This window comes from Solidesulfovibrio sp. DCME (assembly GCF_049995385.1).
Classification (GTDB): Bacteria; Desulfobacterota; Desulfovibrionia; order Desulfovibrionales; family Desulfovibrionaceae; genus Solidesulfovibrio.
Genome location: NZ_CP188261.1, coordinates 2,597,971 through 2,619,404, shown reverse-complemented (window position 1 = coordinate 2,619,404; position 21,434 = coordinate 2,597,971). Strand labels below are relative to the sequence as shown.

Annotated in this window: 25 protein-coding genes; 20 read left to right on the top strand and 5 right to left on the bottom strand. The window is 68.0% G+C overall.

What is annotated here, in order from left to right:
* Nucleotides 1-7: 7 nt before the first annotated feature.
* The 11 genes from ACP59X_RS11375 (at nucleotide 8) to ACP59X_RS11325 (ending at nucleotide 8,129) form a co-directional block, all read left to right on the top strand.
* On the top strand, nucleotides 8-880 hold the full coding sequence (locus tag ACP59X_RS11375) for a MinD/ParA family protein (protein WP_428569567.1): 873 nt from the start codon (nucleotides 8-10) through the stop codon (nucleotides 878-880).
* A complete protein-coding gene (locus ACP59X_RS11370) occupies nucleotides 822-1,616 on the top strand; it encodes a FliA/WhiG family RNA polymerase sigma factor (RefSeq protein ID WP_428569564.1) in 795 nt (264 codons plus the stop codon). Before ACP59X_RS11375 ends, ACP59X_RS11370 begins: the two co-directional genes overlap by 59 nt.
* Before the next feature lie 90 nt (nucleotides 1,617-1,706).
* Nucleotides 1,707-2,090 (top strand): chemotaxis response regulator CheY, encoded by a 384-nt coding sequence (locus ACP59X_RS11365; RefSeq protein ID WP_428569561.1) that lies wholly within the window; start codon nucleotides 1,707-1,709, stop codon nucleotides 2,088-2,090.
* Between the two features lie 336 nt (nucleotides 2,091-2,426).
* The gene (locus tag ACP59X_RS11360) at nucleotides 2,427-3,161 is read left to right on the top strand and encodes a flagellar basal body-associated FliL family protein (protein WP_428569559.1); all 735 of its coding nucleotides are present in this window, start codon (nucleotides 2,427-2,429) and stop codon (nucleotides 3,159-3,161) included.
* Nucleotides 3,162-3,482 carry a hypothetical protein gene (locus ACP59X_RS11355; RefSeq protein ID WP_428569556.1) on the top strand — a complete coding sequence of 107 codons (321 nt, stop codon included), beginning with the start codon at nucleotides 3,162-3,164 and terminating at the stop codon, nucleotides 3,480-3,482.
* 290 nt (nucleotides 3,483-3,772) lie between these two features.
* Nucleotides 3,773-4,192 (top strand): hypothetical protein, encoded by a 420-nt coding sequence (locus ACP59X_RS11350; RefSeq protein ID WP_428569870.1) that lies wholly within the window; start codon nucleotides 3,773-3,775, stop codon nucleotides 4,190-4,192.
* Between the two features lie 130 nt (nucleotides 4,193-4,322).
* Nucleotides 4,323-5,213 carry a hypothetical protein gene (locus ACP59X_RS11345; protein WP_428569554.1) on the top strand — a complete coding sequence of 297 codons (891 nt, stop codon included), beginning with the start codon at nucleotides 4,323-4,325 and terminating at the stop codon, nucleotides 5,211-5,213.
* Nucleotides 5,214-5,267: 54 nt separating this feature from the next.
* Nucleotides 5,268-6,713 (top strand): menaquinone biosynthesis decarboxylase, encoded by a 1,446-nt coding sequence (locus ACP59X_RS11340; RefSeq protein WP_428569551.1) that lies wholly within the window; start codon nucleotides 5,268-5,270, stop codon nucleotides 6,711-6,713.
* 2 nt (nucleotides 6,714-6,715) lie between these two features.
* Nucleotides 6,716-7,303 (top strand): DNA-3-methyladenine glycosylase I, encoded by a 588-nt coding sequence (locus tag ACP59X_RS11335; RefSeq protein WP_428569548.1) that lies wholly within the window; start codon nucleotides 6,716-6,718, stop codon nucleotides 7,301-7,303.
* The gene (locus tag ACP59X_RS11330; protein ID WP_428569544.1) at nucleotides 7,303-7,803 is read left to right on the top strand and encodes a DUF488 domain-containing protein; all 501 of its coding nucleotides are present in this window, start codon (nucleotides 7,303-7,305) and stop codon (nucleotides 7,801-7,803) included. The genes ACP59X_RS11335 and ACP59X_RS11330 overlap by 1 nt, the downstream gene beginning before the upstream one ends.
* Nucleotides 7,804-7,874: 71 nt before the next feature.
* Complete coding sequence (locus ACP59X_RS11325) at nucleotides 7,875-8,129, top strand: hypothetical protein (protein WP_428569541.1); 255 nt, start codon at nucleotides 7,875-7,877, stop codon at nucleotides 8,127-8,129.
* Here the strand turns inward: ACP59X_RS11325 and ACP59X_RS11320 are convergent.
* The gene (locus ACP59X_RS11320) at nucleotides 8,095-9,009 is read right to left on the bottom strand and encodes a LysR family transcriptional regulator (RefSeq protein WP_428569538.1); all 915 of its coding nucleotides are present in this window, start codon (nucleotides 9,007-9,009) and stop codon (nucleotides 8,095-8,097) included. The genes ACP59X_RS11325 and ACP59X_RS11320 overlap by 35 nt on opposite strands.
* Before the next feature lie 69 nt (nucleotides 9,010-9,078).
* Between ACP59X_RS11320 and ACP59X_RS11315 the strand changes: the two genes are divergently transcribed.
* The gene (locus tag ACP59X_RS11315; RefSeq protein ID WP_428569536.1) at nucleotides 9,079-9,960 is read left to right on the top strand and encodes a DMT family transporter; all 882 of its coding nucleotides are present in this window, start codon (nucleotides 9,079-9,081) and stop codon (nucleotides 9,958-9,960) included.
* A 41-nt stretch (nucleotides 9,961-10,001) separates the two neighbouring features.
* Here the strand turns inward: ACP59X_RS11315 and ACP59X_RS11310 are convergent, their stop codons facing one another.
* The 3 genes from ACP59X_RS11310 to uvrC all read right to left on the bottom strand — a co-directional run bounded on the left by ACP59X_RS11310 (nucleotide 10,002) and on the right by uvrC (nucleotide 13,202).
* The gene (locus ACP59X_RS11310; RefSeq protein WP_428569533.1) at nucleotides 10,002-10,205 is read right to left on the bottom strand and encodes a YwbE family protein; all 204 of its coding nucleotides are present in this window, start codon (nucleotides 10,203-10,205) and stop codon (nucleotides 10,002-10,004) included.
* A gap of 2 nt (nucleotides 10,206-10,207) precedes the next feature.
* Entirely contained in the window at nucleotides 10,208-10,897 is a 690-nt protein-coding gene (locus ACP59X_RS11305) for a class I SAM-dependent methyltransferase (protein WP_428569530.1), read from the bottom strand.
* A gap of 118 nt (nucleotides 10,898-11,015) precedes the next feature.
* The gene (gene uvrC, locus ACP59X_RS11300) at nucleotides 11,016-13,202 is read right to left on the bottom strand and encodes an excinuclease ABC subunit UvrC (protein ID WP_428569527.1); all 2,187 of its coding nucleotides are present in this window, start codon (nucleotides 13,200-13,202) and stop codon (nucleotides 11,016-11,018) included.
* Between the two features lie 116 nt (nucleotides 13,203-13,318).
* Between uvrC and ACP59X_RS11295 the strand changes: the two genes are divergently transcribed.
* The 8 genes from ACP59X_RS11295 to ACP59X_RS11260 all read left to right on the top strand — a co-directional run bounded on the left by ACP59X_RS11295 (nucleotide 13,319) and on the right by ACP59X_RS11260 (nucleotide 20,219).
* Complete coding sequence (locus tag ACP59X_RS11295; RefSeq protein ID WP_428569525.1) at nucleotides 13,319-13,789, top strand: TIGR00725 family protein; 471 nt, start codon at nucleotides 13,319-13,321, stop codon at nucleotides 13,787-13,789.
* A 19-nt stretch (nucleotides 13,790-13,808) separates the two neighbouring features.
* On the top strand, nucleotides 13,809-14,309 hold the full coding sequence (locus tag ACP59X_RS11290; protein WP_428569523.1) for an HIT family protein: 501 nt from the start codon (nucleotides 13,809-13,811) through the stop codon (nucleotides 14,307-14,309).
* 13 nt (nucleotides 14,310-14,322) lie between these two features.
* Nucleotides 14,323-14,733, top strand: a complete 411-nt coding sequence (locus ACP59X_RS11285) for a LapA family protein (protein WP_428569521.1) — start codon at nucleotides 14,323-14,325, stop codon at nucleotides 14,731-14,733.
* 45 nt (nucleotides 14,734-14,778) lie between these two features.
* Nucleotides 14,779-17,412: a DNA mismatch repair protein MutS gene (mutS, locus tag ACP59X_RS11280; RefSeq protein WP_428569867.1), complete on the top strand. Its 2,634-nt coding sequence runs from the start codon at nucleotides 14,779-14,781 to the stop codon at nucleotides 17,410-17,412.
* A 3-nt stretch (nucleotides 17,413-17,415) separates the two neighbouring features.
* The gene (gene lysA, locus ACP59X_RS11275) at nucleotides 17,416-18,654 is read left to right on the top strand and encodes a diaminopimelate decarboxylase (protein WP_428569518.1); all 1,239 of its coding nucleotides are present in this window, start codon (nucleotides 17,416-17,418) and stop codon (nucleotides 18,652-18,654) included.
* A gap of 306 nt (nucleotides 18,655-18,960) precedes the next feature.
* Nucleotides 18,961-19,497 carry a GDSL-type esterase/lipase family protein gene (locus ACP59X_RS11270; RefSeq protein ID WP_428569515.1) on the top strand — a complete coding sequence of 179 codons (537 nt, stop codon included), beginning with the start codon at nucleotides 18,961-18,963 and terminating at the stop codon, nucleotides 19,495-19,497.
* A gap of 16 nt (nucleotides 19,498-19,513) precedes the next feature.
* Nucleotides 19,514-19,840 (top strand): cupin domain-containing protein, encoded by a 327-nt coding sequence (locus ACP59X_RS11265; RefSeq protein WP_428569511.1) that lies wholly within the window; start codon nucleotides 19,514-19,516, stop codon nucleotides 19,838-19,840.
* 124 nt (nucleotides 19,841-19,964) lie between these two features.
* On the top strand, nucleotides 19,965-20,219 hold the full coding sequence (locus ACP59X_RS11260; RefSeq protein WP_428569507.1) for an amphi-Trp domain-containing protein: 255 nt from the start codon (nucleotides 19,965-19,967) through the stop codon (nucleotides 20,217-20,219).
* A gap of 99 nt (nucleotides 20,220-20,318) precedes the next feature.
* Here ACP59X_RS11260 and ACP59X_RS11255 read toward each other — a convergent pair whose 3' ends face one another.
* Nucleotides 20,319-21,347, bottom strand: a complete 1,029-nt coding sequence (locus ACP59X_RS11255; RefSeq protein WP_428569504.1) for an alpha-hydroxy-acid oxidizing protein — start codon at nucleotides 21,345-21,347, stop codon at nucleotides 20,319-20,321.
* Nucleotides 21,348-21,434: the final 87 nt, after the last annotated feature.

Here is a 21,434-nt window from a genome sequence, read left to right as displayed (position 1 = left end):
ACGACGCATGTCTAGCCGCGAAGCCGATACGCTTTCCCCCCGCAGCAACCGCCCGGCAACGGAAATCCCCCGGGTGCTGTCCGTCACCTCGGGCAAGGGGGGCGTGGGCAAGACCAATATCTCGGTCAACCTCGCCTATTGCCTGTCCAAGCTCGGGCGCAAGGTGGTGCTCCTCGACGCCGATTTGGGCCTGGCCAACGTCGACATCCTGCTGGGGCTCACGCCCAAGATGAACCTGTTCCACCTCTTCCACGAAGGCGTGGACCTCAAGCAGGTGCTCATGGAGACGCCGTTTGGCTTTTCCATCCTGCCGGCCTCATCCGGGGTGAGCGACATGCTGGCCCTGTCCACGGGCCAGAAGCTCGACCTGCTCGAGGCCATGGACTACCTGGAGGGCCGCATCAATTATTTGATTGTGGACACCGGGGCCGGAATCAATGATAATGTGATTTATTTCAATCTGGCCGCCCAGGAACGGCTGCTCGTGCTGACCACCGAGCCGACCTCGCTCACCGACGCCTACGCGCTGATCAAGGTCATGCACATGCACCACGACGTGCATCGCTTCCGGGTGGTGGTGAACATGGCGCCGAGCCTCAAGGCGGCCAAGGCGGTGTACGAGAAGCTTTCCACGGCCTGCGACCATTTCCTGTCGGGCATTTCCCTGGATTTCACCGGGGTGGTGCCGGCCGACGCGGCCGTCAAAAGCGCGGTCATCCGCCAGAAGCCTTTTTGCTATCTGACGCCAGAGGCCGCGGCCAGCAAGAAGCTCATGGAGCTGGCCCAAACGATCGATTCCTGGGAAGTGGACGCCAAGCTCGATGGAAACATCAAATTCTTCTGGAAAAAGCTCCTTTTCCAGGAACAGCCCCTGGCTTAGGCTCGAATCCGGGGCCGCGAAGTGGGATGATTTCGACGCGCGCGATCGCCAGGAGATCGTGCGTCACTACTCGCCCAAGATCAAAATCGTGGCCACCCGGCTCAAGGCCAAGCTGCCCCAGTCCGTGGAGCTAGGGGAACTGTTAAGCGCCGGGGCCATGGGCCTGCTCGAGGCCCTGGGCCGCTTCCGGCCGGAACTGGGCATCAAGTTCGAGACCTACGCCGAATCCCGCATCAAGGGTGCGATGCTCGACGACCTGCGCCGCATGGACTGGTTCTCGCGCGGCCAGCGCCACCGCGTGCGCACCCTGGAGGAAGCCTCCCGGCGCATCGAGGGCGATTCGGGCCAGACACCCACCGTGGAGCAACTGGCCGAAGCCACCGGGCTTACGGCGCGCGAGGTCACCCAGGGCCTGGAGGCGCTGCAAAACCAGCTGTGCCTGAGCCTGGACGCCATCACCGAAAACATCTCTTCCTACCAGAAAAACCAGCTGGAAAACGAGCCCTACAAATCCGCCGAATTCAAGGAACTGGTGGACAAGCTCGCCTCCCTCATCGATGATTTGACTCCTCGGGAAAAGCTGGTATTGTCGCTCTATTACGGTGAGGAACTCAATATGCGGGAGACTTCCGAGGTCATGGGCATCACCGAGGGGCGCGTTTCGCAGCTGCATTCCCAGGCCCTGGCCCGGCTCCGGCAGAAGTTCAAAGCCCAGTTCAATATCGAGCAGCATTGACCCGGCCCGGCAACCGGCGCGCCGGACCGCGTACGCCGTCGCCCTTTCGCCCGGGCGCCGTAGGATGATTGGGAAGAACAGGAGAAACACATGGCCGCCAACAAAGAAATGCGCATCCTGGTCGTCGACGATTTTTCCACCATGCGCAGGATCATAAAAAACATTCTCAGGCAACTGGGCTTCAACAACATCATCGAAGCCGACGACGGCAGCACGGCCTGGGAAACCCTCAATAAAGACAAGATCGACTTCATCATCTCCGACTGGAACATGCCCAACATGCCCGGCATCGAACTGCTGCGCAAGGTGCGCGCCAGCGAGGACTTGGCCGCCACCCCCTTCCTCATGGTCACCGCCGAAGCACAACAGGAAAACATCATCGAGGCCGTCCAGGCCAAGGTGTCCAACTACATCGTCAAGCCCTTCACGGCCGAGACCCTGGGCCAGAAGATCGACAAGATCTTCGACAAATAACCGTCCGGCCGGCCCATCGACGGCCGGGACGCCCGCGTCGCCAGGCGGTCCACCCGGGACTATTGGCGTCGGTGGGCGGTCCCCCAGGGCCCGTCGACGTCGTCGGGCGGCCCGCCCGGATGGCCTTCCCCGAGACGGGGCAGGCGGGTGATTTTCGGCCGGCGGCGGGGCGATCGCAGGCGGGCGTTTCGATCCGTGCCTCGTATCCTGCCCCTCGAAATGACGCCCCTGTTGTTGCGTCACACAGAAGCATGCAAGCGTATTGCACAGGCATACGCGGACATTCCTGCCGCGGGCGCGGTCCCAGTGTAACGCCCAAGCCGTCCCGGAGCCGCCATGGCCCGGAAGGCGGCCCGTCGCGAGGCCCCCATGGTTGCCGACGACAGCCTTGATTCCCAAGTCAAAGCCAAGCTTGACGACAGCGAGCTGTCCGACGACCTGCCCAAGGCCCTCCAAAAGGTCGACCTCGACCTCGACGACGCCCCCTTCCTCGAGGACGAAGCCGAGGAAGCCCCCCCGCCGCCCCAGGAAGAAGCCGCCTCACCCTTCGCCGAACCGGTCGAAGCGGCCAAAACGCCTCGCAAAAAAAAGCTGATCCTGCTCGTCGGCGCGGCCGTCCTTTTGCTCGGGGCGGGCCTGGCCGCCTATTTCCTGTTTTTGAAAAAACCGGCCGCACCGCCGCCCCCGCCGCCGCCCGTGGAGGAAGCCGCGCCGCCGCCGCCCGTGGAACCGACCCCGCCGCCGCCGGAACCCCCCGCCCCCAAACGGGAAATCGTCATGCCCATGGAACCGTTCCTCATCGAGTTGGCCGATACCGGGGGGCGTTCGCGTTTTCTGACCATCCGTTTCACGGCCGTGACCCAGGAGCCGGCCGTGGAGCTGGAATTCAAGCGCACCCGCATTGTCGTGCGCGACGCCGTGTATTATTATCTCAAGAATAAGAGTTTGGAGTTTTTGACCGATAAGCACAATGCCGAGGCGCTCAAGAAGGACGTCCTGTCGGTCATCAACCAGTTTATCGGGGCCCAGCCGTTGGACAACCTGCTCATCGAGGATTTCGTGGTGAAATAAATGCCCATCGATTTGACCACGGTCTTCCAGACCATGCCCTACGTGCAAAACGTGGCCCATGCCGAGCTGGTCCAGCCCGAGGCCGCCCTGGCCGCCTCCCAGGAGCTGGCCCGCCAGGCCCTGGCCGAACAGGCCAAGCAGCCCCAGCCCGTCGAACGCCAGGACGCCATGGATTCCGTCAAGGACGACCGGCGGCGCCAGGCCCCCGGCCAGCAGCAGCCGCACCATCGCCGCCGGGCCCAGCCCGAGGCCGAACCCGAACAGACCCAGGCCAGCAACCCCTCGCCCTTCGCCGGCCACATCATCGACCGCAAGATCTGACGCCCTCCGGCCGGCCGCCGCAAAGCAGGGCCGCGGACCGGCCGACTGCCGTAACGTCGGGTCCCGGCCCGGCCGGCTGTCCCCCGGACGGGGCTGTATCCCGATCGACTGCCACGGGAACAGGGCCGCACCACGGCCGACTGTCCCAGGGCCGATCCGCGCCACGGCCGACGTACGCACGGGCGGTCCCCCCTCGCGCCCGGCTTGACCCGTCACCAGGCGCCGGCAGCCTTCCCGCGTAAGCCCCTTGCCTTGCCCCGGGCGGGGAGCGTATGCATAACCCACGTATCATGAACGGTTATTCCCTTCTCGTCATCTTCCTCACCGTGTGCGAGCTGGTCTTGCTGCTGCTCGTGGTGCTTTTTTTCTCCCGGCTGCGCCGTTCCGAGGATCTGCTGGCCAAGCTGCAAAAAAACCAGGACGCGCTGCTCAAAAAACTCGATTTCAACGCCAAGCTCGAACAGGAGTTGGTGGGCAGCTTCCAGCAGCGACAGGTGGAACTGGCCGAACTCGACCAGAAACTGGAACAGCGCCGGGCGGAACTGGAAAAGCTCGTCAAGAAAGCCAAGGAATTCAGCCGGTCCCCGGATTTTTTGCGCCAGATCATCGTCAACGGCGCCAAGCGCGGCCAAAGCCCCCTGGCCCTGGCCAAGGCCACCGGCCTGTCCCTGGACGAAGTGGAGCTGATCCTGGCCCAGAACCGGCCCTGAGCCGCTCCCGCTGGCCGCTTCCGGCAACCGGCGCGGGGCCTTGGCCCGCCGGTGCGCCACCGGGCCGACACGCTTTCTTTTCCCCGAACCCTGCAACCCGGGACCTTCCCGGCCCAAGGCGGAAGCGGCCATGCGCATCACCGGCCAGGGCGGCGGCGGCGCCCAGAACCCGGGCGACAGGGACCGCTCCGACCCCGAAGCCTTCCGGCGCGGCCGCAAAGTCGGCCAGACCGTGCGCGGCCGGCTCCTTGGCCCGGGGCCGGGCGGGCTTTTCTGGGTGGTCGTGGCCGGGCACAAGCTCCTGGCCGCCCTGGACCACGAACCCGTGCCCGGCCGGGAACTGGTCTTTCGCATCGCCTCCCTCGCCCCGGAACTGGTGCTTAAGGACATCACGCCGCCGCCCTCGGCCGCCTCGGACCCGTCGCTGCTCCTGGCCGGCCTGACCGAATCCCGCTCGCGTTTCGAACGCCGCCTGGCCGGGACGTCCCCGCCGTCCCCACGGGCCTGGCCGCCCGGGCCGCCCCTGGACCTGACCGCCGCCCGCCGGCGCTTCGCCGCCTTCCTGGCAACCGACGCCGCCGCCCGGGCCGACTACGAGGCCTTGCGCCTGGCCTTTGCCCAGACCGCCTCACTGATCCCGGCCAAGGAAGGCCGGCCCGTGTACGCGCCCTGGGTCTTTCCGGGCCTGGCCCAATCCGAGATACTCGCCGCCCGCCACGGCCGGGCCGAAGGCGGGCCGGGCTATACCCTGCGCATCTGCGGCCGCCTGGAGGCGGCCGGTTTCGTGGCCGCCATCGCCACCTGGCGCCCCGGGCAGGCCGTCTACCGCCTGATGCTGGAGCGCCCGGGCCAGGCCGAAGCCCTGCGCCTGGCCCTGTCCGCCATCCGTTTCGGCCGGGCCGAGATCGCGCCGGCCTGCCTCACGGCCGGGGAACTGCCGGCCGAACTCGCCTCGGGCTTTTTGGCCAAGGCCTTGGCCGTGACGGCCCGGCCCTTTACGGGCTTGCGCCTTCGGGTATAAAGGCCGGCATCGGCCTCGCGGCAAAACCACCGACCGACACTTGGAGCATTCCCGATGGCGTACAAGGACTTGCAGGAATTTCTGAAGCTTTTGGAGAAAAAAGGCGAACTGCGGCGCATCGCGGCCGCACTCGACCCCTCCCTCGAAATCGCCGAGGTCACGGACCGGGTGTCCAAGGCCGTGGGGCCGGCGCTTTTATTCGAAAACCCCAAGGGCTCGCGCTTTCCCGTGGTCACCAACGCCTTCGGCTCGTTTCCCCGCATGCACCTGGCCCTTGCCTGCGACGACCTCGACGCCCTTGGCCGGCGCATCGACGCCGTGCTGGAGATGGAAAAGCCCGAAGGCCTCATCGACAAGCTCAAGCTTTTGCCCAAGCTGGCCAAGATGGCCGGCATATTTCCGAAAACCGTCGGGAACGGCCGCTGCCAGGACGTGGTTTTGACCGGCGACGCCGTCGATTTGTCCATCATGCCGGTCCTGACCACCTGGCCGGGCGACGCCGGGCCGTTCATCACCCTGCCCGTGGTCGTGACCAGGGACCCCGAGTCGGGCAAGCGCAACGTCGGCATGTACCGCATGCAGGTCTACGACAAGAACACCACCGGCATGCACTGGCACCGCCACAAGGGCGGGGCCAGCCATTTCCACCGCTCGGGCAAGCTGGGCCAGCGCCTGCCCGTGGCCGTGGCCATCGGCCCGGACCCGGCCTGCACCTACGCCGCCACGGCCCCGCTGCCCGACGACATCGACGAGTTCCTGTTCGCCGGCTTCCTGCGCCAGGCCCCGGTGGAGCTCGTGCGCTGCAAGACCGTGGACCTCGAGGTGCCGGCCAACAGCCAGTTCGTGCTGGAAGGCTACGTCGAGCCCGGGGAGCTGCGCTGGGAAGGCCCCTTCGGCGACCACACCGGCTACTATTCCCTGGCCGACGACTACCCGGTCTTCCACGTCACGGCCCTGACCCACCGCAAGGATGCCGTGTATCCGGCCACCCTGGTCGGCCCGCCGCCCATGGAGGACTGCTACATGGGCAAGGCCACCGAGCGCCTGTTTTTGCCGCTGATCAAGAAACAACTGCCGGAAATCGTGGACATGAGCCTGCCGCTGGAAGGGGTGTTCCACAACTTCTGCTTCGTCTCCATCGACAAGCGCTACCCCGGCCAGACCCGCAAGATCATGTACGCCATCTGGGGCCTGGGCCAGATGATGTTCACCAAGTTCATCGTGGTGGTGGACGCGAACGTGAACGTGCACAATACGGCCGAGGTCCTGTGGCGCCTGGGCAACAACGTCGACCCCCGGCGCGACGTGGTCATCGTGGACGGGCCGCTGGACGCCCTGGACCATGCCGCGCCCCTGCCCTGCTACGGCGGCAAGATGGGCATCGACGCCACGAAAAAAGGCCCCGAGGACGGGCATATGCGCCCGTGGCCCGATTCGTTGGCCATGTCCGCCGCAGTCAAGGCCCGCATCGACGCCCTGTGGGGCGAGCTGGGGCTGTAGCCGTGGCCGCGCCAGAGGCCCCGACCCGCTGCCCCTGGTGCGGCAGCGACCCCCTGTACGTGGGCTACCACGACCGGGAATGGGGCAAGCCGGAGCACGACGACCGCAAGCTCTTCGAGCTGCTCCTCCTGGAAGGCGCCCAGGCCGGGCTGTCCTGGTACACCATCCTCAAGCGCCGGGAGGGCTACCGGGCGGCCTACGACGGCTTCGACCCCGCCCTGGTCGCGGCCTACGGCCCGGACAAGCTGGCCGCCCTGGCCGCCGATGCCCGCATCGTGCGCAACCGGGCGAAAATCGCCGCCTCGGTGGCCAACGCCAAGGCCTTTGTGGCCGTGCGGGAAGCCTTCGGCTCCTTCGACGCCTACCTCTGGCGCTTCGTGGACGGCCGGCCCGTGGTCGGCAACTGGAGCGCCATCGGCCAGGTGCCGGCCACCACGCCCCTGGCCGCCAGCCTCAGCCGCGACCTGAAAGCGCGCGGTTTCGGCTTCGTCGGCCCGACCATCGTCTACGCCTTTCTCCAGGCGACAGGCCTGGTCAACGACCATCTGACGGGCTGCTTCCGCTTCCGGGAGCTGACCGGAGCGGCCTAGTGCCCCAAGAACCCTTGGCGCGCGGGCCGATCTTCACCATCGGCCACGAGGGCCTCGAGCGGGCGGCCTTTTTGAGCCTGCTCGCCTGCCAGGGCGTCAACTTGCTGGTGGACGTGCGCGCCAGTCCCGTTTCCCAGTACCTGCCGCAGTTTTCCAAGGATGCCCTGGAGGCCTCGCTGCGCTCCTGGGGCGTGGGCTACCTGTACCTGGGCCGGGAACTGGGTGGGCGCGCCTCGGGACGCGGCATCGAGGACGCGGTGTCCTTCGCCCGGGGCGTGGACCGGATCATGGAGGCCTGGCGCCAGGCCTACCGCCTGGCGCTCCTGTGCGTCGAGGAGGACCCCCGGCGCTGCCACCGGGCCAATCGCATCGTCCTGGCCCTGCTGGCCCAGGGGCCCAGGGTGGTCCGCATCCGCGGCGACGGCGGCCTGGACCCGTATACCCTGGCCTGGGCCGATTTCGCCATGGCCTGCCTGACCGGCGACGAAGAGCCGCGTTGAGGACGGGGCCGCAACGGCCGCGCCGCACCAACGGCGACGGGCCGCCAACACCGAAAACAGGAGGAACGGGCATGGGAGAGACCGAGGAAATAACGGACGCCTGGGTGACGGTTTCGAGCTTTTGCCAGCCATGCCGGCCCGAGCCGGATTTCGAGGCGCTGGTGGCGGCCGAGCTGGAACGCTGGACCGGCATCGCCCGGGAGGCCGGCCTGGCCCCGGAGGCCAACATCCGGCTGGCCCGGGGCGAGGACGAGGTCGCCGTGGAGGTCAGCCCGGCCCTGGACGCCTATTTCACGCCGGTGCAGACGTTATGGAAGGCGGAGTAGCCGCGAAAGCCCCGATTTCCGCCCCGCCCTCCCTTTCGCCCACCAGCAGTTCGCTCATGAGCCGGGCCAAGACCGTGGGTTTGGGCGGCAACAGCACCGCCACCTCGCACGGGGGAAGCGTCGGCAACCCGGCCTCCCCGGAGGCGAGTTCCCGCCAGCCCGACGGCACGGCCCGGCGCATCAAGGCGGCGAGCGCTGTTGCGCTTGCCGCCACGGTCGCCAAGCCGGCAATGTGCGACGCACGACAGACCTCGCGATAGGCCAGGCCGGCGGCCTCCAACGCAGCCAGCACCATGGGCCGGGTCCGACAGCCCTCGGCGAACAAGGCCACGGGCACGGGCCGGGCCTCGTGCGCCCGGCTGCCCGCCGGCAGGCACCAGACCAGGGGGTCGCACCAAAGGCGGGTGCCCTTGTCGCTGCCCGGTTCGCGCACCACCACGGCCGCATCGAGCTCCCCGGCCCATAGGGCGGCTTCCAGGCGCTGCGAAAGATCGCACCGCACCTCCAGCACGGCCTGCGGCTGCCTGGCGGCGAGCCGCCCCGCCACGGCGGCGGCCAGGGTCGCCAGGCATTCGTCCGCGACGCCAAGGCGCACGGTTTCCGGCGGCCGGGCCGCTTCCATGGCCTGAGCCGCCTCGGCCAACAGCCCCAGCACGCGCCTGGCGTAGCCGAGCAGCACCGCGCCCTGGGGCGTCGGCCGGCAACCGCTTCGCGAGCGCTCCAGCAACCGACAGCCCGCCACCTGCTCCAGCCCGGCCACGGTCGCGCTGACAGCGGCCTGGGTCTTGTGCAGCACGCCCGCCGCCGCCGTGAAGCCGCCCGTATCCACGACCGCCGTCAAGGTGCGCAGGGCCTGGAGGTCGAAATCGGGACTATCCATTAAAATTCCTTATGGAACGATAAATTCATTTCGTTATATCTTATGCGAAGACGGGCGTAAACGCCGGCCATGGGAACCTGGTTTGCCCCCGCGGCGTTCGTCCTGCTGTGGTCCACGGGCTTCATCGTGGCCCGGGCCATTGCCGGCCAGGCCGATGCGCCCCTGTTCTTGACGGCCCGCTTCGCTGTGGCGGCCTGCCTCCTGGCCGTCCTGGCCGGCCGGGCGCGGGCCGCCTGGCCCAGGGGCCGACGGTTGGCCGGTCATCTCGGTGCCGGCGCGCTGCTGCACGGCATCTACCTGGCCGCAAGCTACCAGGCCGTGGCCTTGGGCCTTTCGCCGGGGGTGATGGCCCTGGTCGCCTCGCTGCAACCCCCCTTGACGGCCGGGCTTGCGGCCATCTGCTGCGGCCGCCGGCCCGGCGGACGCCTGACGGCGGGGATGGCCGCCGCCTTGGCCGGCGTCGTACTGGCGGCCTGGCCGGGGCGGGAGGCGGTTGTCCTGGCCATGCCGCTTTTGCCGTTGGGTCTGGCCTTTTGCGCCATGGTTTCCATCACGGCGGGGACGCTTGCCCAGCAGTCGGCGCTGGCCGCGGCCGACCTGCGGGTGGCCGGCGCGCTGCAACATGCCGGCGCGGCGTTGGTGACGCTTGTTGTGACCGCAGCCTGGGGCCAGTGGCGGTTCGTCCCGACCGTGACCGTGCTTGGGGCGCTCGGCTGGAGTGTGGCCGGGTTGTCGCTTGGCGGCGCGGGCCTGCTGGTCTGGCTGGTGCGGCGCGGGGAAGCGGCCGGGACGGCGGCGTTGCTTTTCCTGGCCCCGCCCCTGGCCGCCTTGCAGGCCTGGCTCTTTTTCGGCACGCCGCTGGGCGCCCGGCAACTGGCGGGGTTTGCCCTGACCCTGGCGGGTGTCGCCCTTGCGCGGGGGGAGCGGCCGTCACGGCAGGGGAGCAAATAGCCGGGGCCGTGGTGTCGCCCTTGCGCGGGGTGTGCGGCCGGTCAATCCGAGGCGACGATTTCCTTGACCCGGCCGATCTGCCCGTCGGCCAGGCGCACCTTGATGCCGCGCGAATGGTGCGGGGCCTTGGTCAGGATGTCCTTGACCACGCCAAAGGTCAGCGCGCCGCTGCGCTGGTCTTTCTTGAGCACGATGGCCACCCGAAGCCCGGGCCGGATGGCGGCGCGAACGGTGCCGTCGGCCATGGCTAGACGGGCGTGAAGCGCAGGAACTTGCGCGGTTTCTCGTAGCCCTCGGCCATGGGCGACAGGGCCTCCATGCGCCAGCGCGGGGCGAAGAAGTCCCGCACGTAGTCGAGCAGCAGGAAATCCCCGCCGGACACGTAACGCGACGGGTACAGCTCCAGCAGCCGCTCGGGCGTGGTGCCGAGCTCCTTGCGGATCCAGTAGATCTTCTGGACCGAGACGATGAGCTCCGTCTCCGACAGCCGCTCCAGGAAGGCCAGGGCCGGGGCGACCCGGTTTTCGACCACGAAGGTCTTGCCGATAAATTCCACCAGCATGGCGATATCGAACCGCCGCGAAAGCAGCGGGCTGTGCCCGTCGTCGATGTCGTGGCATTCGAAGGCGACGTTGGGCAGCGTAAAGTGTTGCGCAAGCAAGGCGCAGCCGTCCAGCACGCGGGGTTCGCGATCCACGCCAAGGACGCTGGCCGCGCCCAGGCGGCTGGCCTGGAAGGTGAAAAAGCCGAAATTGCAGCCCAGGTCGACCACCGTGCGGCCGGCAAAGCACACGCGGGCGAAGGCCTCCAGGGTGTCGGCGTCGATGGCTTCCTTGCCGGGGACGAGAACGGAAAAATCGGTGTCGTACACCGTGCGGTAGCGGTGCTCGGGCGCAATGGCCTGGGCCAGGGCCAGAAATTCCTGCAACGGGGACATGGGGACTCCGGATGAGGGGGATGGGGACTCCAGAATATGGGGCTGGGACAGAATGCCCCACTTTGTCCCGGTTATCAACCGGGTATCGGCCAGAAAACACGACAGACCAAGCCGCCGGTCAGCGCTCCCCGCCACCGTCGCCGGGCAGGGCCGACAAGGCGGTGGCCAGGGCGGCGGCCCGCTTGGGGCCAAGGCCCGTCCGGGCGGCGATGGCCTCGGCCCCGGCCGCTTGCATGGCCGCCACCGAACCGAAGGCTTCCCAGAGCCGTTTCGCGGTTTTTGGCCCCACGCCCGGCAAGGCCAGCACGTCGCTGGTCAGACCGGCCTTGTTGCGGGCGGCGCGCTGACGGCCCACGGAAAAATCATGGACCGTGTCGCGCACGCGTTGCAGGAACAGGAGTTCCGGGGAACCCGGGCGCAGGGACAGGGGATTTTTGCGGCCGGGCACGAAGACGACGTCGCCCAGCTCGTTTTGGGCCCGGGTATCGCCCTTGGCGATGGCGGCCAGGGCGAAGGCCCCGCCCGCCCCGGCCTCGCCCAGCGCCCGGGCAACGGCTTCGAGCTGGCCCTTGCCGCCGTCGATGAGGAGCAGGTCCGGCCAGGGCGGGCCGGCGGCGGCCCGCCGGGCGGCAAAGGAGGCCAGGGCCAGGTAGTCGTCGGACGTGCCTTCCAGCTCCGCAAAGGCATAGGCCCGGTAGTCGCGCTTTTTGGGCGCCCCGTCCTCGTAGACGACCAGCCCGACCCGCACGCCGCGACCGCCCAGGTGGGAGACGTCCACGGCCTCGATGCGCGACAGGCCCGCCAGGCCGAACCGGGCGGCCAGGGCCGGCAGCACGTCGCGCTCGGCCGCCTTGACCGCCTCCTCGGCGGCCCGTCGGGCATTGACCGCCGCCATCTCCAAAAGCTTGCGTTCCTCGCGCCCGCGCGGCGGCCCCAGGCGCACGGCCGCGCCCCGGCGTTCCTCCAGGATCTCGGCCAGGGCCCGGGCGTCGGCCGCCCGTTCGCTGGCCGCCGCTTCGGTCGCCGTGCCCGCGTCCGGTGCGTCGCCGGCCACCCCAGGCCCGCCCGGCGCCGCTTCGCCCGGCATCACTTGGGCCACCGCCTCGTCGCCCGGCATCACTTGGGCCACCACCGCCTCGCCCGGCATCACTTGGGCCACCACCGCCTCGTCCGGCATTGCTTGGGCCATCGCCCGCCCGGCCGGCATCGGTTCGGTCATCGCAGGCGGGGCCGGCATCGGTTGGGCGTGTGGCGGCTGCGCTGGCGCCGCCTCGGCCGGCACCGGCCCGTCGGGCGAGCCCTCCTCGCCCGTGCCGAGGCCGTCGCGGGATGCGGCAAGGACCGCCACCGGCGCCAGGGTCTCGGGCACGACCACGCGCGGCGGAATGAAACTCTCGGGCCGGTAGAACTGGACCAGGGCGCTGCCGGCGGCCGCAAGCGCCTCCTCGGCGTCCACGCCCGGGAAAAAGAAGGTCTTGCGGTCGAGCAGCCGACCCTGGCGCACGAACAGGATGCACAGCCCGACACCGTGGGGCGTGGCCGCCCAGTCCACCACGTCCAGGTCCACCAGCCGGGTGAGCACCGTGGCCTGGCCCTCGACCGTACGGCGCATGGCCCGCAGCAGGTCGCGAAGGCCAGCCGCCTTCTCGAATTCCAGGGCCTCGGCCGCCGCTTCCATGTCTTTTTGCATGGTTTTGATGACCTCGGCCGAGCGGCCGGTCAGAAAGGCCTCCACCCGGCGCACCAGGGCGGCATAGTCGTCCGGGTCCACAGCCTTCACGCACGGCGCCAGGCACTGGCCGATGAAGTGGTACAAACACGGCCGCACCCGGTTGGCCAGGGCCCGGTCGCCGCATTTGCGCAGGGGAAAGACCCGCCCCAGCTCCTTCCAGGTGGCCCGGGCGGCGGTGGCCGAAGTGAAAGGGCCGAAATAGGCCGCGCCGTCGCGCACCACCCGGCGGGTAAAGGCCAGGCGCGGATAGGGCGAGCGCTTGTCGAGCTTGAAAAGGATGTAGTTCTTGTCGTCCTTGAGCACGATGTTGTAGCGCGGCCGGTGCTTCTTGATCAGGCTGGCCTCGAGGAGCAGGGCCTCCTTTTCCGAGGCGGTCAGCAGCACTTCCACGGCCTCGACCTTGGCCACCAAGGCGGCGGTCTTGACGGACAGCCCGGCGTCGCCGCGAAAATAGGAGCCCAGGCGCGCCCGCAGGTTTTTCGCCTTGCCGACGTAGAGAATTTTCCCCCGTGGGCCTTTCATGATGTAAACACCCGGGGATGTGGGATAATTTTGTGTGACAAAGGTGAACATGACGGGTTAGGATAGCCCGGAGGACAAAAGGACTCAAGCCTTGGCCCGGCAACCTTCCGCCTTTTGGCTAAGGCTCCCTTGCTCTTGAAGAAAGACGCGTGTAGGAAGGGGCGGACATGCAAACGGCACGGCCCAGGCGGATTTCGGTCATCGGCGCGGGAAACTGCGACGACATCGTCTATGCCACGGCCCGGGCGGTGGGCGCCCTGGCCGCCGCGCGCGGCTATGAAATCGTGTGCGGCGGACGCGGCGGCGTCATGGCCGGGGCCTGCCAGGGGGCCAGGGAAGCCGGCGGCCGGACCATCGGCATCCTGGCCGGCGACGACCCCGGCGAAGCCAACCCCTTCGTCGACGTGCCGGTGGTGACGGGGCTTGGCATCGCGCGCAACGTCCTGGTGGTGAAAAACGGCCAGGCGGTCATCGCCGTGGCCGGCGGGGCCGGCACGCTGTCGGAAATCGGCCTGGCGCTGAAGCTCGGCAAGCCCGTGGTGGCCCTGGGGCCTTACGCCGCCCTGGACGGGGTGCGCCCGGCCCGGGGACCCGAGGAAGCCGTGGCCATGGTCGCGGCGCTTCTGGGCGATGCCTAATCTTTCGGAGTTTTTTCGCATGGATGTGTTGTGGGCGCCCTGGCGCATGGATTACATACTCGGGCCGAAGCCCGATGCCTGCGTGTTCTGCCTGCCCAAGGACACGGGCGGCGACCGGGAACGGCTGGTTCTGGCCAGGGGGCGGCACACCTTCGTGATCATGAACAAGTTTCCGTACAATTCCGGGCACCTGATGGTCACACCCTTTCGCCATGCCAGCTGCCTGACGGAACTGACCCCGGACGAAGCCCTGGAACTGACCAAGGGCCTGACCTACTGCACCAAGGCCATGCAGGAAGCCATGCGTCCCCAAGGGATCAACATCGGCCTCAATCTCGGCGAGGCGGCCGGGGCCGGCATCGCCGCCCATCTGCATTTCCAGATGGTGCCGCGCTGGAACGGCGACTCCTCGTTCATGGCCGTTTTCGGAGAGACGCGGGTCGTCCCGCAGTTGCTGCTCTCCACCTACGATCGGCTTTCGCCTTTGTTTATGGATTACCTCGCAACCGTTACGTCCTGACAAGGAGGCCTCCATGCGCGTGATCAAGGTGCTGTTCCTGCTTGTGTTCTTCTTCGTCTGCATGCTCTTTTTCGTGCAAAACACCGCCATTCTGGAAACCCCGCTGCTGCTCAAGCTCGGCGCCTTCGGCTACATGGTGCAAAGCCCGGCCGTGCCTTTCTACGTGGTCCTCCTGATCGCCTTCGTGGCCGGCGGCCTGTTCTGCACCCTGTACTTCCTGGCCGAGAAAGTGCGCCTGGCCACCAGCGTGCGCAGCCTGCAAAACAAGGTCAACGCCATGGAAAAGCAGATGGCCAGCCAGAAGAAGTCCACCGTGGCCGCGCCCATCGTGGCCCCGAGCTACGCTGCCGCGGCTTCGGTTTCCAACACGGCCCCGGTGGCGACCGACGTCGCCCCGCCGGCGGACAAGAAGGCCGACGCCTAAACCCGTCGCCGCGTTTTCGCCGTGGGGGAAATCAAACTCACCCCCATGCTGGAGCAGTATTTGCGGGCCAAGGGGGAACACCCCGACGCCTTGCTGTTCTATCGCATGGGGGATTTCTATGAGATGTTCTTCGAGGACGCCGTCACGGCGGCCCGGGAACTCCAACTCACGCTCACCTCGCGCAACCCCGAGGCCGAGTCGCCCATTCCCATGTGCGGCGTGCCCCACCACGCCGCCGAGGCCTACCTGGCCGAGCTGCTGGAAAAAGGCTTCAAGGTCGCGGTGTGCGACCAGATCGAGGACCCCAAGCAGGCCAAGGGCCTGGTCAAGCGGGCCGTCACCCGGGTGCTCACCCCGGGCACGGCCGTGGAAGAGGGCAACCTGCGGGCCAAGGAACACAACTTCCTGGCCGCCCTCTACTACGACGCCGAGGAACGGGCCGGCGGCCTGGCCTGGGTCGACTTCTCCACGGGCGAATGGTCGGGCCTTTTCTCCCGCGACGCGGCCAGGCTGTGGCAGTGGATGGTCAAGATCGGCCCGCGCGAACTGCTGTTGCCCGACGGCCTGGAGCCGCCCCGGGACATCCCCCGCGACGGCATCCACATCAGCCATTTTCCGGTCAAGCCCCATTTCGACCTCGCCGCCGGCCGCGACCGGGTGCTCAAGGCCCAGTCCGTGGCCGACCTGGCCGCCCTGGACGTGGGCGACAAGCCCCAGCTCGTGCGGGCCATGGGGGCGCTTCTCACCTACCTGGCCACCACGCAGATGCGCGACCTCGGCCACCTGCGGCCGTTTAAGCCCGTCAACCTCGGCCGGCACATGCTCCTCGACGAGGTGACCGAGCGCAACCTGGAGATTTTCCGGCGCCTGGACGGCCGCAAGGGCAGGGGCACGCTGTGGCAGGTCCTCGACCGCACGGTCACGGCCATGGGCGGCCGGCTGCTCGAATCCCTGCTGCGCCAGCCCTGGCTGGACCTCGCCCCCATCCTCGAAACCCAGGAGGCCGTGGCGTGGCTGGTGGACGACGCCGCCCGCCGCGAGGCCCTGGCCGCAGCCCTGGCCGGGGTCCACGACCTGGAGCGGCTGACCACGCGCATCTTTTTAAACCGGGCCGCGCCGCGCGATTTCACCGCCCTGCGCCAGTCCTTGCGCGCCCTGCCGGCCCTGCGCGAGCGGGCCGCGGCCGGGCAGGACGCCCCGGGGGCGGTGCGCGAACTGCTCGCCGGCTGGGACGACCTGGACGACGCCCGGGAGCTCCTCGACCGGGCGCTGGTGGATACGCCGCCCACGCTCATTACTGAAGGCGGGCTGTTCCGCCAGGGCTACCATCCCGAGCTCGACGAGCTGATGGAACTGACCGAGCACGGCGAGGCCCGCATCCAGGAATTGCTCGAAAGCGAGCGCGAAGCCTGCTCCCTGCCCAAGCTCAAGCTCGGTTTCAACCGGGTTTTCGGCTATTATTTCGAGCTCTCGCGCACCGCCGGCTACCCGCCCGAACACTTCGAGCGCCGCCAGACCCTGGCCAACTGCGAACGCTACGTCACCCCTGCCCTCAAGGACCTGGAAGAAAAGCTCACCGCTGCCGGGGACAAGCGCAAGAGCCTGGAATACAACCTTTTTGGCGAACTGCGCGCCACCATCGCCAGCCTCCGCGACCGGGTCATGGAGACCGCCGCCCGGGTGGCCCGCCTGGACGTCTGGCAGGGCCTGGCCACGGCGGCGGTTCACGGCGACTGGACGCGGCCCGTGCTGCGCCAGGACCTGTCCATCGCCATCCGGGCCGGCCGCCATCCCGTGGTCGAGGCCGTCCAGGGGATCGGCAACTACGTCCCCAACGACGTGCACCTGCCCGAGGCGGCCAAGGTCCTGCTCATCACCGGCCCCAACATGGCCGGCAAGTCCACGGTGCTGCGCCAGACGGCCCTTATTGCCATCCTGGCCCAGATCGGCTCTTTCGTGCCGGCGGCCAAGGCGGAACTGGGCCTGGTGGACCGGGTCTTCTGCCGGGTGGGCGCCTCGGACAACCTGGCCCAGGGCCAGTCCACCTTCATGGTCGAAATGATGGAAACGGCCCGCATCCTGCGCCAGGCCGGCCGGCGAAGCCTGGTCATCCTCGACGAGATCGGCCGGGGCACGGCCACCTTCGACGGCCTGGCCCTGGCCTGGGCCGTGGTCGAGGAGTTGTGCGGCCGCGACGAGAACCTCGGTGTGCGCACGCTGTTTGCCACCCACTACCACGAGCTCACCGCCCTGGAAGGCCGCCTGCCGGGCCTGCGCAACGCCAACATCGCGGTCAAGGAGTGGAAGGGCGACATTGTGTTCCTGCGCCGCTTGCTGCCCGGCCCGGCCGACCGCAGCTACGGCGTTGAAGTGGCCAAGCTGGCCGGGGTGCCGCGAAACGTGGTCAGGCGCGCCCGGGAGATCCTCACCGAACTGGAGCGCAGCCGCGAGCCGGGCAAGGCGGCCGCCGCCGCCCGTGAACGGGGCCAGCCGGCCCTGCCCGGGCTTTTGGCCAGCCTGGGCGATGCCGGCGAGGACGCGTCCCCCCAGGCCGGGAGCCTGCTCCTTGACGAACTCTCCCGCCTCGAACTAGACCGGATGACGCCGCTCGAGGCGCTCACGAAACTGTGCGACTGGAAAAACCGCTTCGGCGGCAACGTACCCCCCCAAGGAGACTGACCCATGCATCATTTCGAGTACCGGGGCGGCGAGCTCTACGCCGAGGACGTACCCGTATCCACCCTGGTCGCCGCCTACGGCACGCCGCTGTACGTCTACAGCGCCGCCACGTTGCGCCGCCATTTCACGGCCTTCGATTCGGCCTTTTCCAGCCTGCCCCATTTGACCTGCTTTTCCGTCAAGGCCAATTCCAACCTGTCGGTCCTCAAAACCCTGGCCGAACAGGGCGCGGGCGTGGACATCGTCTCGGGCGGGGAGCTCTACCGGGCCCTGGCCGCCGGCGTGGACCCGGCCAAGATCGTCTATTCGGGCGTGGGCAAGCGCGCCGCCGAGATCGAACAGGCGCTAAGCGCCGGCATCCTCATGTTCAACGTCGAGTCCATGGGCGAACTGGAACGCATAAGCGTCATCGCCTCGCGCCTGGGCAAGACGGCCAACGTGAGCCTGCGCATCAACCCCGACGTGGACCCCAAGACCCATCCCTACATTTCCACGGGGCTTAAAAAGAACAAGTTCGGCCTGGACATCGAAACGTCCCTGGCCGCCTACGCCAAGGCCCGCGAGCTGCCCGGCATCGAGCCCGTGGGCATCGACTGCCACATCGGCTCCCAGCTCACCACCATCGAGCCGTTCCTGGAGGCCCTGGCCAAGATCCTGGCCTTCCGGGACAAGCTGACGGCCATGGGCATCACCACCCGCTACCTCGACCTCGGCGGCGGCCTGGGCATCCAGTACAACGAGGAGGAGCCGCCCCACCCGCGCGAATTCGGCCAGGCCCTGACCAAGGCCCTGGGCGACACCCCGCTCACCCTCATCCTCGAGCCCGGCCGGGTCATCGTCGGCAACGCCGGCATCCTGGTCACCGAGGTGGTCTACACCAAAAAGACGCCGAGCAAGGATTTCGTCATCGTGGACGCGGCCATGAACGACCTCATCCGGCCGTCGCTGTACGACTCCTACCACGGCATCGGCGAAGTCCGGCCGGCCGGCCGCGACACGCTCAATGTTGATGTCGTCGGCCCCATCTGCGAATCCGGCGATTTCCTGGCCCGCGACCGCGAACTGCCGGCCGTGGCCCCCGGCGAACTGCTGGCCGTCTATTCCGCCGGCGCCTACGGCTTCACCATGTCCTCCAACTACAACTCGCGCCCCCGGGCGGCCGAGGTGCTGGTGGACGGCGACAAGGTCACCCTGGCCCGCCGCCGTGAGACCTACGAGGACCTCATCAGCCTGGAGCGCTAGTGTCGCGTCCTTGAAAAGGATAGGTGTGTATATGGGAACAACACCATAAAATAACTATTTTTTTCTTTAAAAAATACGATCGTATTTTTTAAGGGACGCAACACTAGGCCGGCCCCCGGGCCGACCGGTTTTTTGCCGCCGCGTCCCCGCTGTCCCACCGGACGGAGAGCGGGGACGCGGCTTGTTTTTCGGCCGCCTTGACCGAACCGCCCGGCGTCATTACCGTAAGGCAGCCTGGGGGACCGTCGCCGCGCCTCGGTTCCCGGGCCAGCCGCCCCTGCCCGCGCAAACGGAGGACGCCTTGCCGTGAATGCCGCCCTGCCCGTGCTCCTGGCCATGCAGATCGTCTTTTGCGGCGACAGCATCACCAAGGGCTGGGAGCTCTACAACCTGTTCGAACAGCCGAACAAGGTCTACATCAACGGGGTCGAATCCTGCACCAGCGCGGATATCCTCAAGCGCATCGAGCCCATCGCCCGAAAAAAACCGCACAAGCTCTTCCTGATGATCGGCATCAACGAAATCAAGGCCCAGAACCGCATCATCGACAACTACGACAAGATCCTGCGCAAGATCCAGGACCTTTCCCCCTATACGCTCATCTACGTGCAAAGCATCCTGCCGACCCGCAGCCAGACCATCGACAACGCCGACATCGTGGCCACCAACAACCGGCTCAAGGAACTGTGCGCCCGCCACAACCGCTTCGTGCGCTACCTCGACCTCTACGATTCCTTCCTGGCCGACGACGGCAAGCTCGGCCCCAATTTCACCGAGGACGGCATCCATCTGACCAAAAACGGCTATTCGCTCTGGAAAAAACTCATCGTCAGCCAGATGTGACCCCAAGGAGGCGGCCATGCCGGACCCCAACGCGCCCCCCCACGCCATCGCCGGCAAGGAAACCATCCTGGCCACGCCCGAGGCCCGGGCCACGCTCATGACCCTGGACCCCGGCCAGTCCATCCCGCCCCACCGCCACACGTACGTCACCGACCACACCTTCTGCCTGGCCGGCACGGCCGTCCTTCGCCTGTCCGACCCGCCCGAAACCGTCACCCTGCGCCCCGGCGACCGGTCCAGCGTCCCGCCGGGACGGGTCCACACCGTGGCCAACCCCGGCCCGGACAGGACCCGGCTGCTGCTCCTCCAGGGGCCGGGCGCCTACGACTTCCTCCCGGCCTGAGGGCGCGACCCGCAAACGCGGCCTCTTTTTCGCCTGGCTGTCATGACAAACGCGGCCAAGGTGGTTATAGCTGGTACATCTATCCTGCGCCTGCAAACCGTGCCATCCCAATAAGGAGCGCATCATGAGCGAGAAGTCCGATCTGTTCCATTGTGACGAGAAACTGTTGACCTACGACGCCGCCGTCATTCTCGAGGAAATCGTGGCCGGCCTGCGCCAGCGCAAGCTCACGGCCTCAACCGAGGACGGCCCGGTCTGCGTCGACCTGCCGCTTTTGGCCCACCTGGAAATCAGCTTCAAGCAGAAGGTCAAACCCGGCAAATCCAAGCGCAAACTGTCCATCGAGCTGGCCTGGAAGGAAGAGGACGGCGACGCCTAGCCCTCGATCCCCTTCCGGCTCAGGCCGTAAAAAAGCCCTCCCGTCGCAACGCTTCGGGAGGGCTCGCTTTTTTCGTCCGTGGCCGAAGCGGCCCAGGCGTCAGATCCCCGGCGCCGGGCGCAGGATGCGCGGCGAAACCGCCCGCACCGAGGCCGTGCCGGTCAGCAGCATGGCCGCAGTCAGTTCGGCCTTCAATTTGTTGAGCAAAAAGGCGACCCCCTCGGCCCCGCCGCCGAAGGCTCCGACCACCATTGGCCGGCCCACCAGCACCGCGTCGGCCCCCAGGGCCAGGTACTTGAGCACGTCGGCGCCGCTGCGCACGCCGCCGTCGGCCAGGATGACCCCGCGCCCCTTGGCTGCCCGGGCGATCTCCGGCAGTACCTCGGCCGCGCCCGGGGCCTGGTCCAGCACCCGGCCGCCGTGGTTGGAAACCACGATGCCGGCCGCTCCGGCGTCAAAGGCGATATTGGCCTCATCGGCCGTCATGATGCCCTTGACCAGGAAGGGCAGGCCCGTGGCGCCGACCAGTTCCGCCAGTTCCTCGGCCGTCTTGGGCGAGACGGGCTGGCCCTTGAGCGCCATGACCAGCAGCCCGGCGCCGTCGACGTCCATGCCCACGGCCGCCACCCCGGCCGCCGCCGCCCTGGCCAGCATGTCCTTGGCGACCGCCTGGGCCCGGGGCTTGACGATGGGGATGCCGCAGCCGCCCCGGGCCTCGATGGCCTGCAAGCCGCTGCCGTACATGGCCGGGTCGGCCCCGTCGCCGCACATGCCGATGGTGCCGGCCTGGGCCGCGCCGTCGATAATCATGGCGATGAAATCCTCTTCGGAAAGCTTGCCGCCCATGTTGTAGAGCACGCCCGTCATGGGCGCGGCCAGGATGGGCATGGCCAGTTCGCGGCCAAAAAGCGTCACCGCCGTGTCGGCGGCCTTCACGGCGTGCAGGGTGCGCATGTTGAGCCGCCAGGCGGCCAGGGCGCTCAGGTTGGCGGAAAACGAGGCGCCCGTGCCCATGCCGCCCATGCCCGGGGCCTCGCCGGCGCAGACCCGGCCGTCGCACACCGGGCAGACCCGGCAAAACCCCTTGAGTTCCTCCCTGGCCTTCTGGCGCAACGTCTTCAGTTCCATCGGTCCCTCCCGTCTGGCGAAAATGAGGATTCCCGGGCCGCGTCGGGCAGTCCGGCCAGCGGTTGTCCTATCCCCGGCACCGTATCG

Bases quoted from the DNA above. Each gene is read 5' to 3' on its own strand.
- ACP59X_RS11375 (WP_428569567.1), top strand. From the start codon at position 8: ATGTCTAGCCGCGAAGCCGATACGCTTTCCCCCCGCAGCAACCGCCCG.
- ACP59X_RS11370 (WP_428569564.1), top strand. From the start codon at position 822: ATGGAAACATCAAATTCTTCTGGAAAAAGCTCCTTTTCCAGGAACAGC.
- ACP59X_RS11365 (WP_428569561.1), top strand. From the start codon at position 1,707: ATGGCCGCCAACAAAGAAATGCGCATCCTGGTCGTCGACGATTTTTCC.
- ACP59X_RS11360 (WP_428569559.1), top strand. From the start codon at position 2,427: ATGGCCCGGAAGGCGGCCCGTCGCGAGGCCCCCATGGTTGCCGACGAC.
- ACP59X_RS11355 (WP_428569556.1), top strand. From the start codon at position 3,162: ATGCCCATCGATTTGACCACGGTCTTCCAGACCATGCCCTACGTGCAA.
- ACP59X_RS11350 (WP_428569870.1), top strand. From the start codon at position 3,773: ATGAACGGTTATTCCCTTCTCGTCATCTTCCTCACCGTGTGCGAGCTG.
- ACP59X_RS11345 (WP_428569554.1), top strand. From the start codon at position 4,323: ATGCGCATCACCGGCCAGGGCGGCGGCGGCGCCCAGAACCCGGGCGAC.
- ACP59X_RS11340 (WP_428569551.1), top strand. From the start codon at position 5,268: ATGGCGTACAAGGACTTGCAGGAATTTCTGAAGCTTTTGGAGAAAAAA.
- ACP59X_RS11325 (WP_428569541.1), top strand. From the start codon at position 7,875: ATGGGAGAGACCGAGGAAATAACGGACGCCTGGGTGACGGTTTCGAGC.
- ACP59X_RS11320 (WP_428569538.1), bottom strand. From the start codon at position 9,009: ATGGATAGTCCCGATTTCGACCTCCAGGCCCTGCGCACCTTGACGGCG.
- ACP59X_RS11315 (WP_428569536.1), top strand. From the start codon at position 9,079: ATGGGAACCTGGTTTGCCCCCGCGGCGTTCGTCCTGCTGTGGTCCACG.
- ACP59X_RS11310 (WP_428569533.1), bottom strand. From the start codon at position 10,205: ATGGCCGACGGCACCGTTCGCGCCGCCATCCGGCCCGGGCTTCGGGTG.
- ACP59X_RS11305 (WP_428569530.1), bottom strand. From the start codon at position 10,897: ATGTCCCCGTTGCAGGAATTTCTGGCCCTGGCCCAGGCCATTGCGCCC.
- uvrC (WP_428569527.1), bottom strand. From the start codon at position 13,202: ATGTTCACCTTTGTCACACAAAATTATCCCACATCCCCGGGTGTTTAC.
- ACP59X_RS11295 (WP_428569525.1), top strand. From the start codon at position 13,319: ATGCAAACGGCACGGCCCAGGCGGATTTCGGTCATCGGCGCGGGAAAC.
- ACP59X_RS11290 (WP_428569523.1), top strand. From the start codon at position 13,809: ATGGATGTGTTGTGGGCGCCCTGGCGCATGGATTACATACTCGGGCCG.
- ACP59X_RS11285 (WP_428569521.1), top strand. From the start codon at position 14,323: ATGCGCGTGATCAAGGTGCTGTTCCTGCTTGTGTTCTTCTTCGTCTGC.
- mutS (WP_428569867.1), top strand. From the start codon at position 14,779: ATGCTGGAGCAGTATTTGCGGGCCAAGGGGGAACACCCCGACGCCTTG.
- lysA (WP_428569518.1), top strand. From the start codon at position 17,416: ATGCATCATTTCGAGTACCGGGGCGGCGAGCTCTACGCCGAGGACGTA.
- ACP59X_RS11265 (WP_428569511.1), top strand. From the start codon at position 19,514: ATGCCGGACCCCAACGCGCCCCCCCACGCCATCGCCGGCAAGGAAACC.
- ACP59X_RS11260 (WP_428569507.1), top strand. From the start codon at position 19,965: ATGAGCGAGAAGTCCGATCTGTTCCATTGTGACGAGAAACTGTTGACC.
- ACP59X_RS11255 (WP_428569504.1), bottom strand. From the start codon at position 21,347: ATGGAACTGAAGACGTTGCGCCAGAAGGCCAGGGAGGAACTCAAGGGG.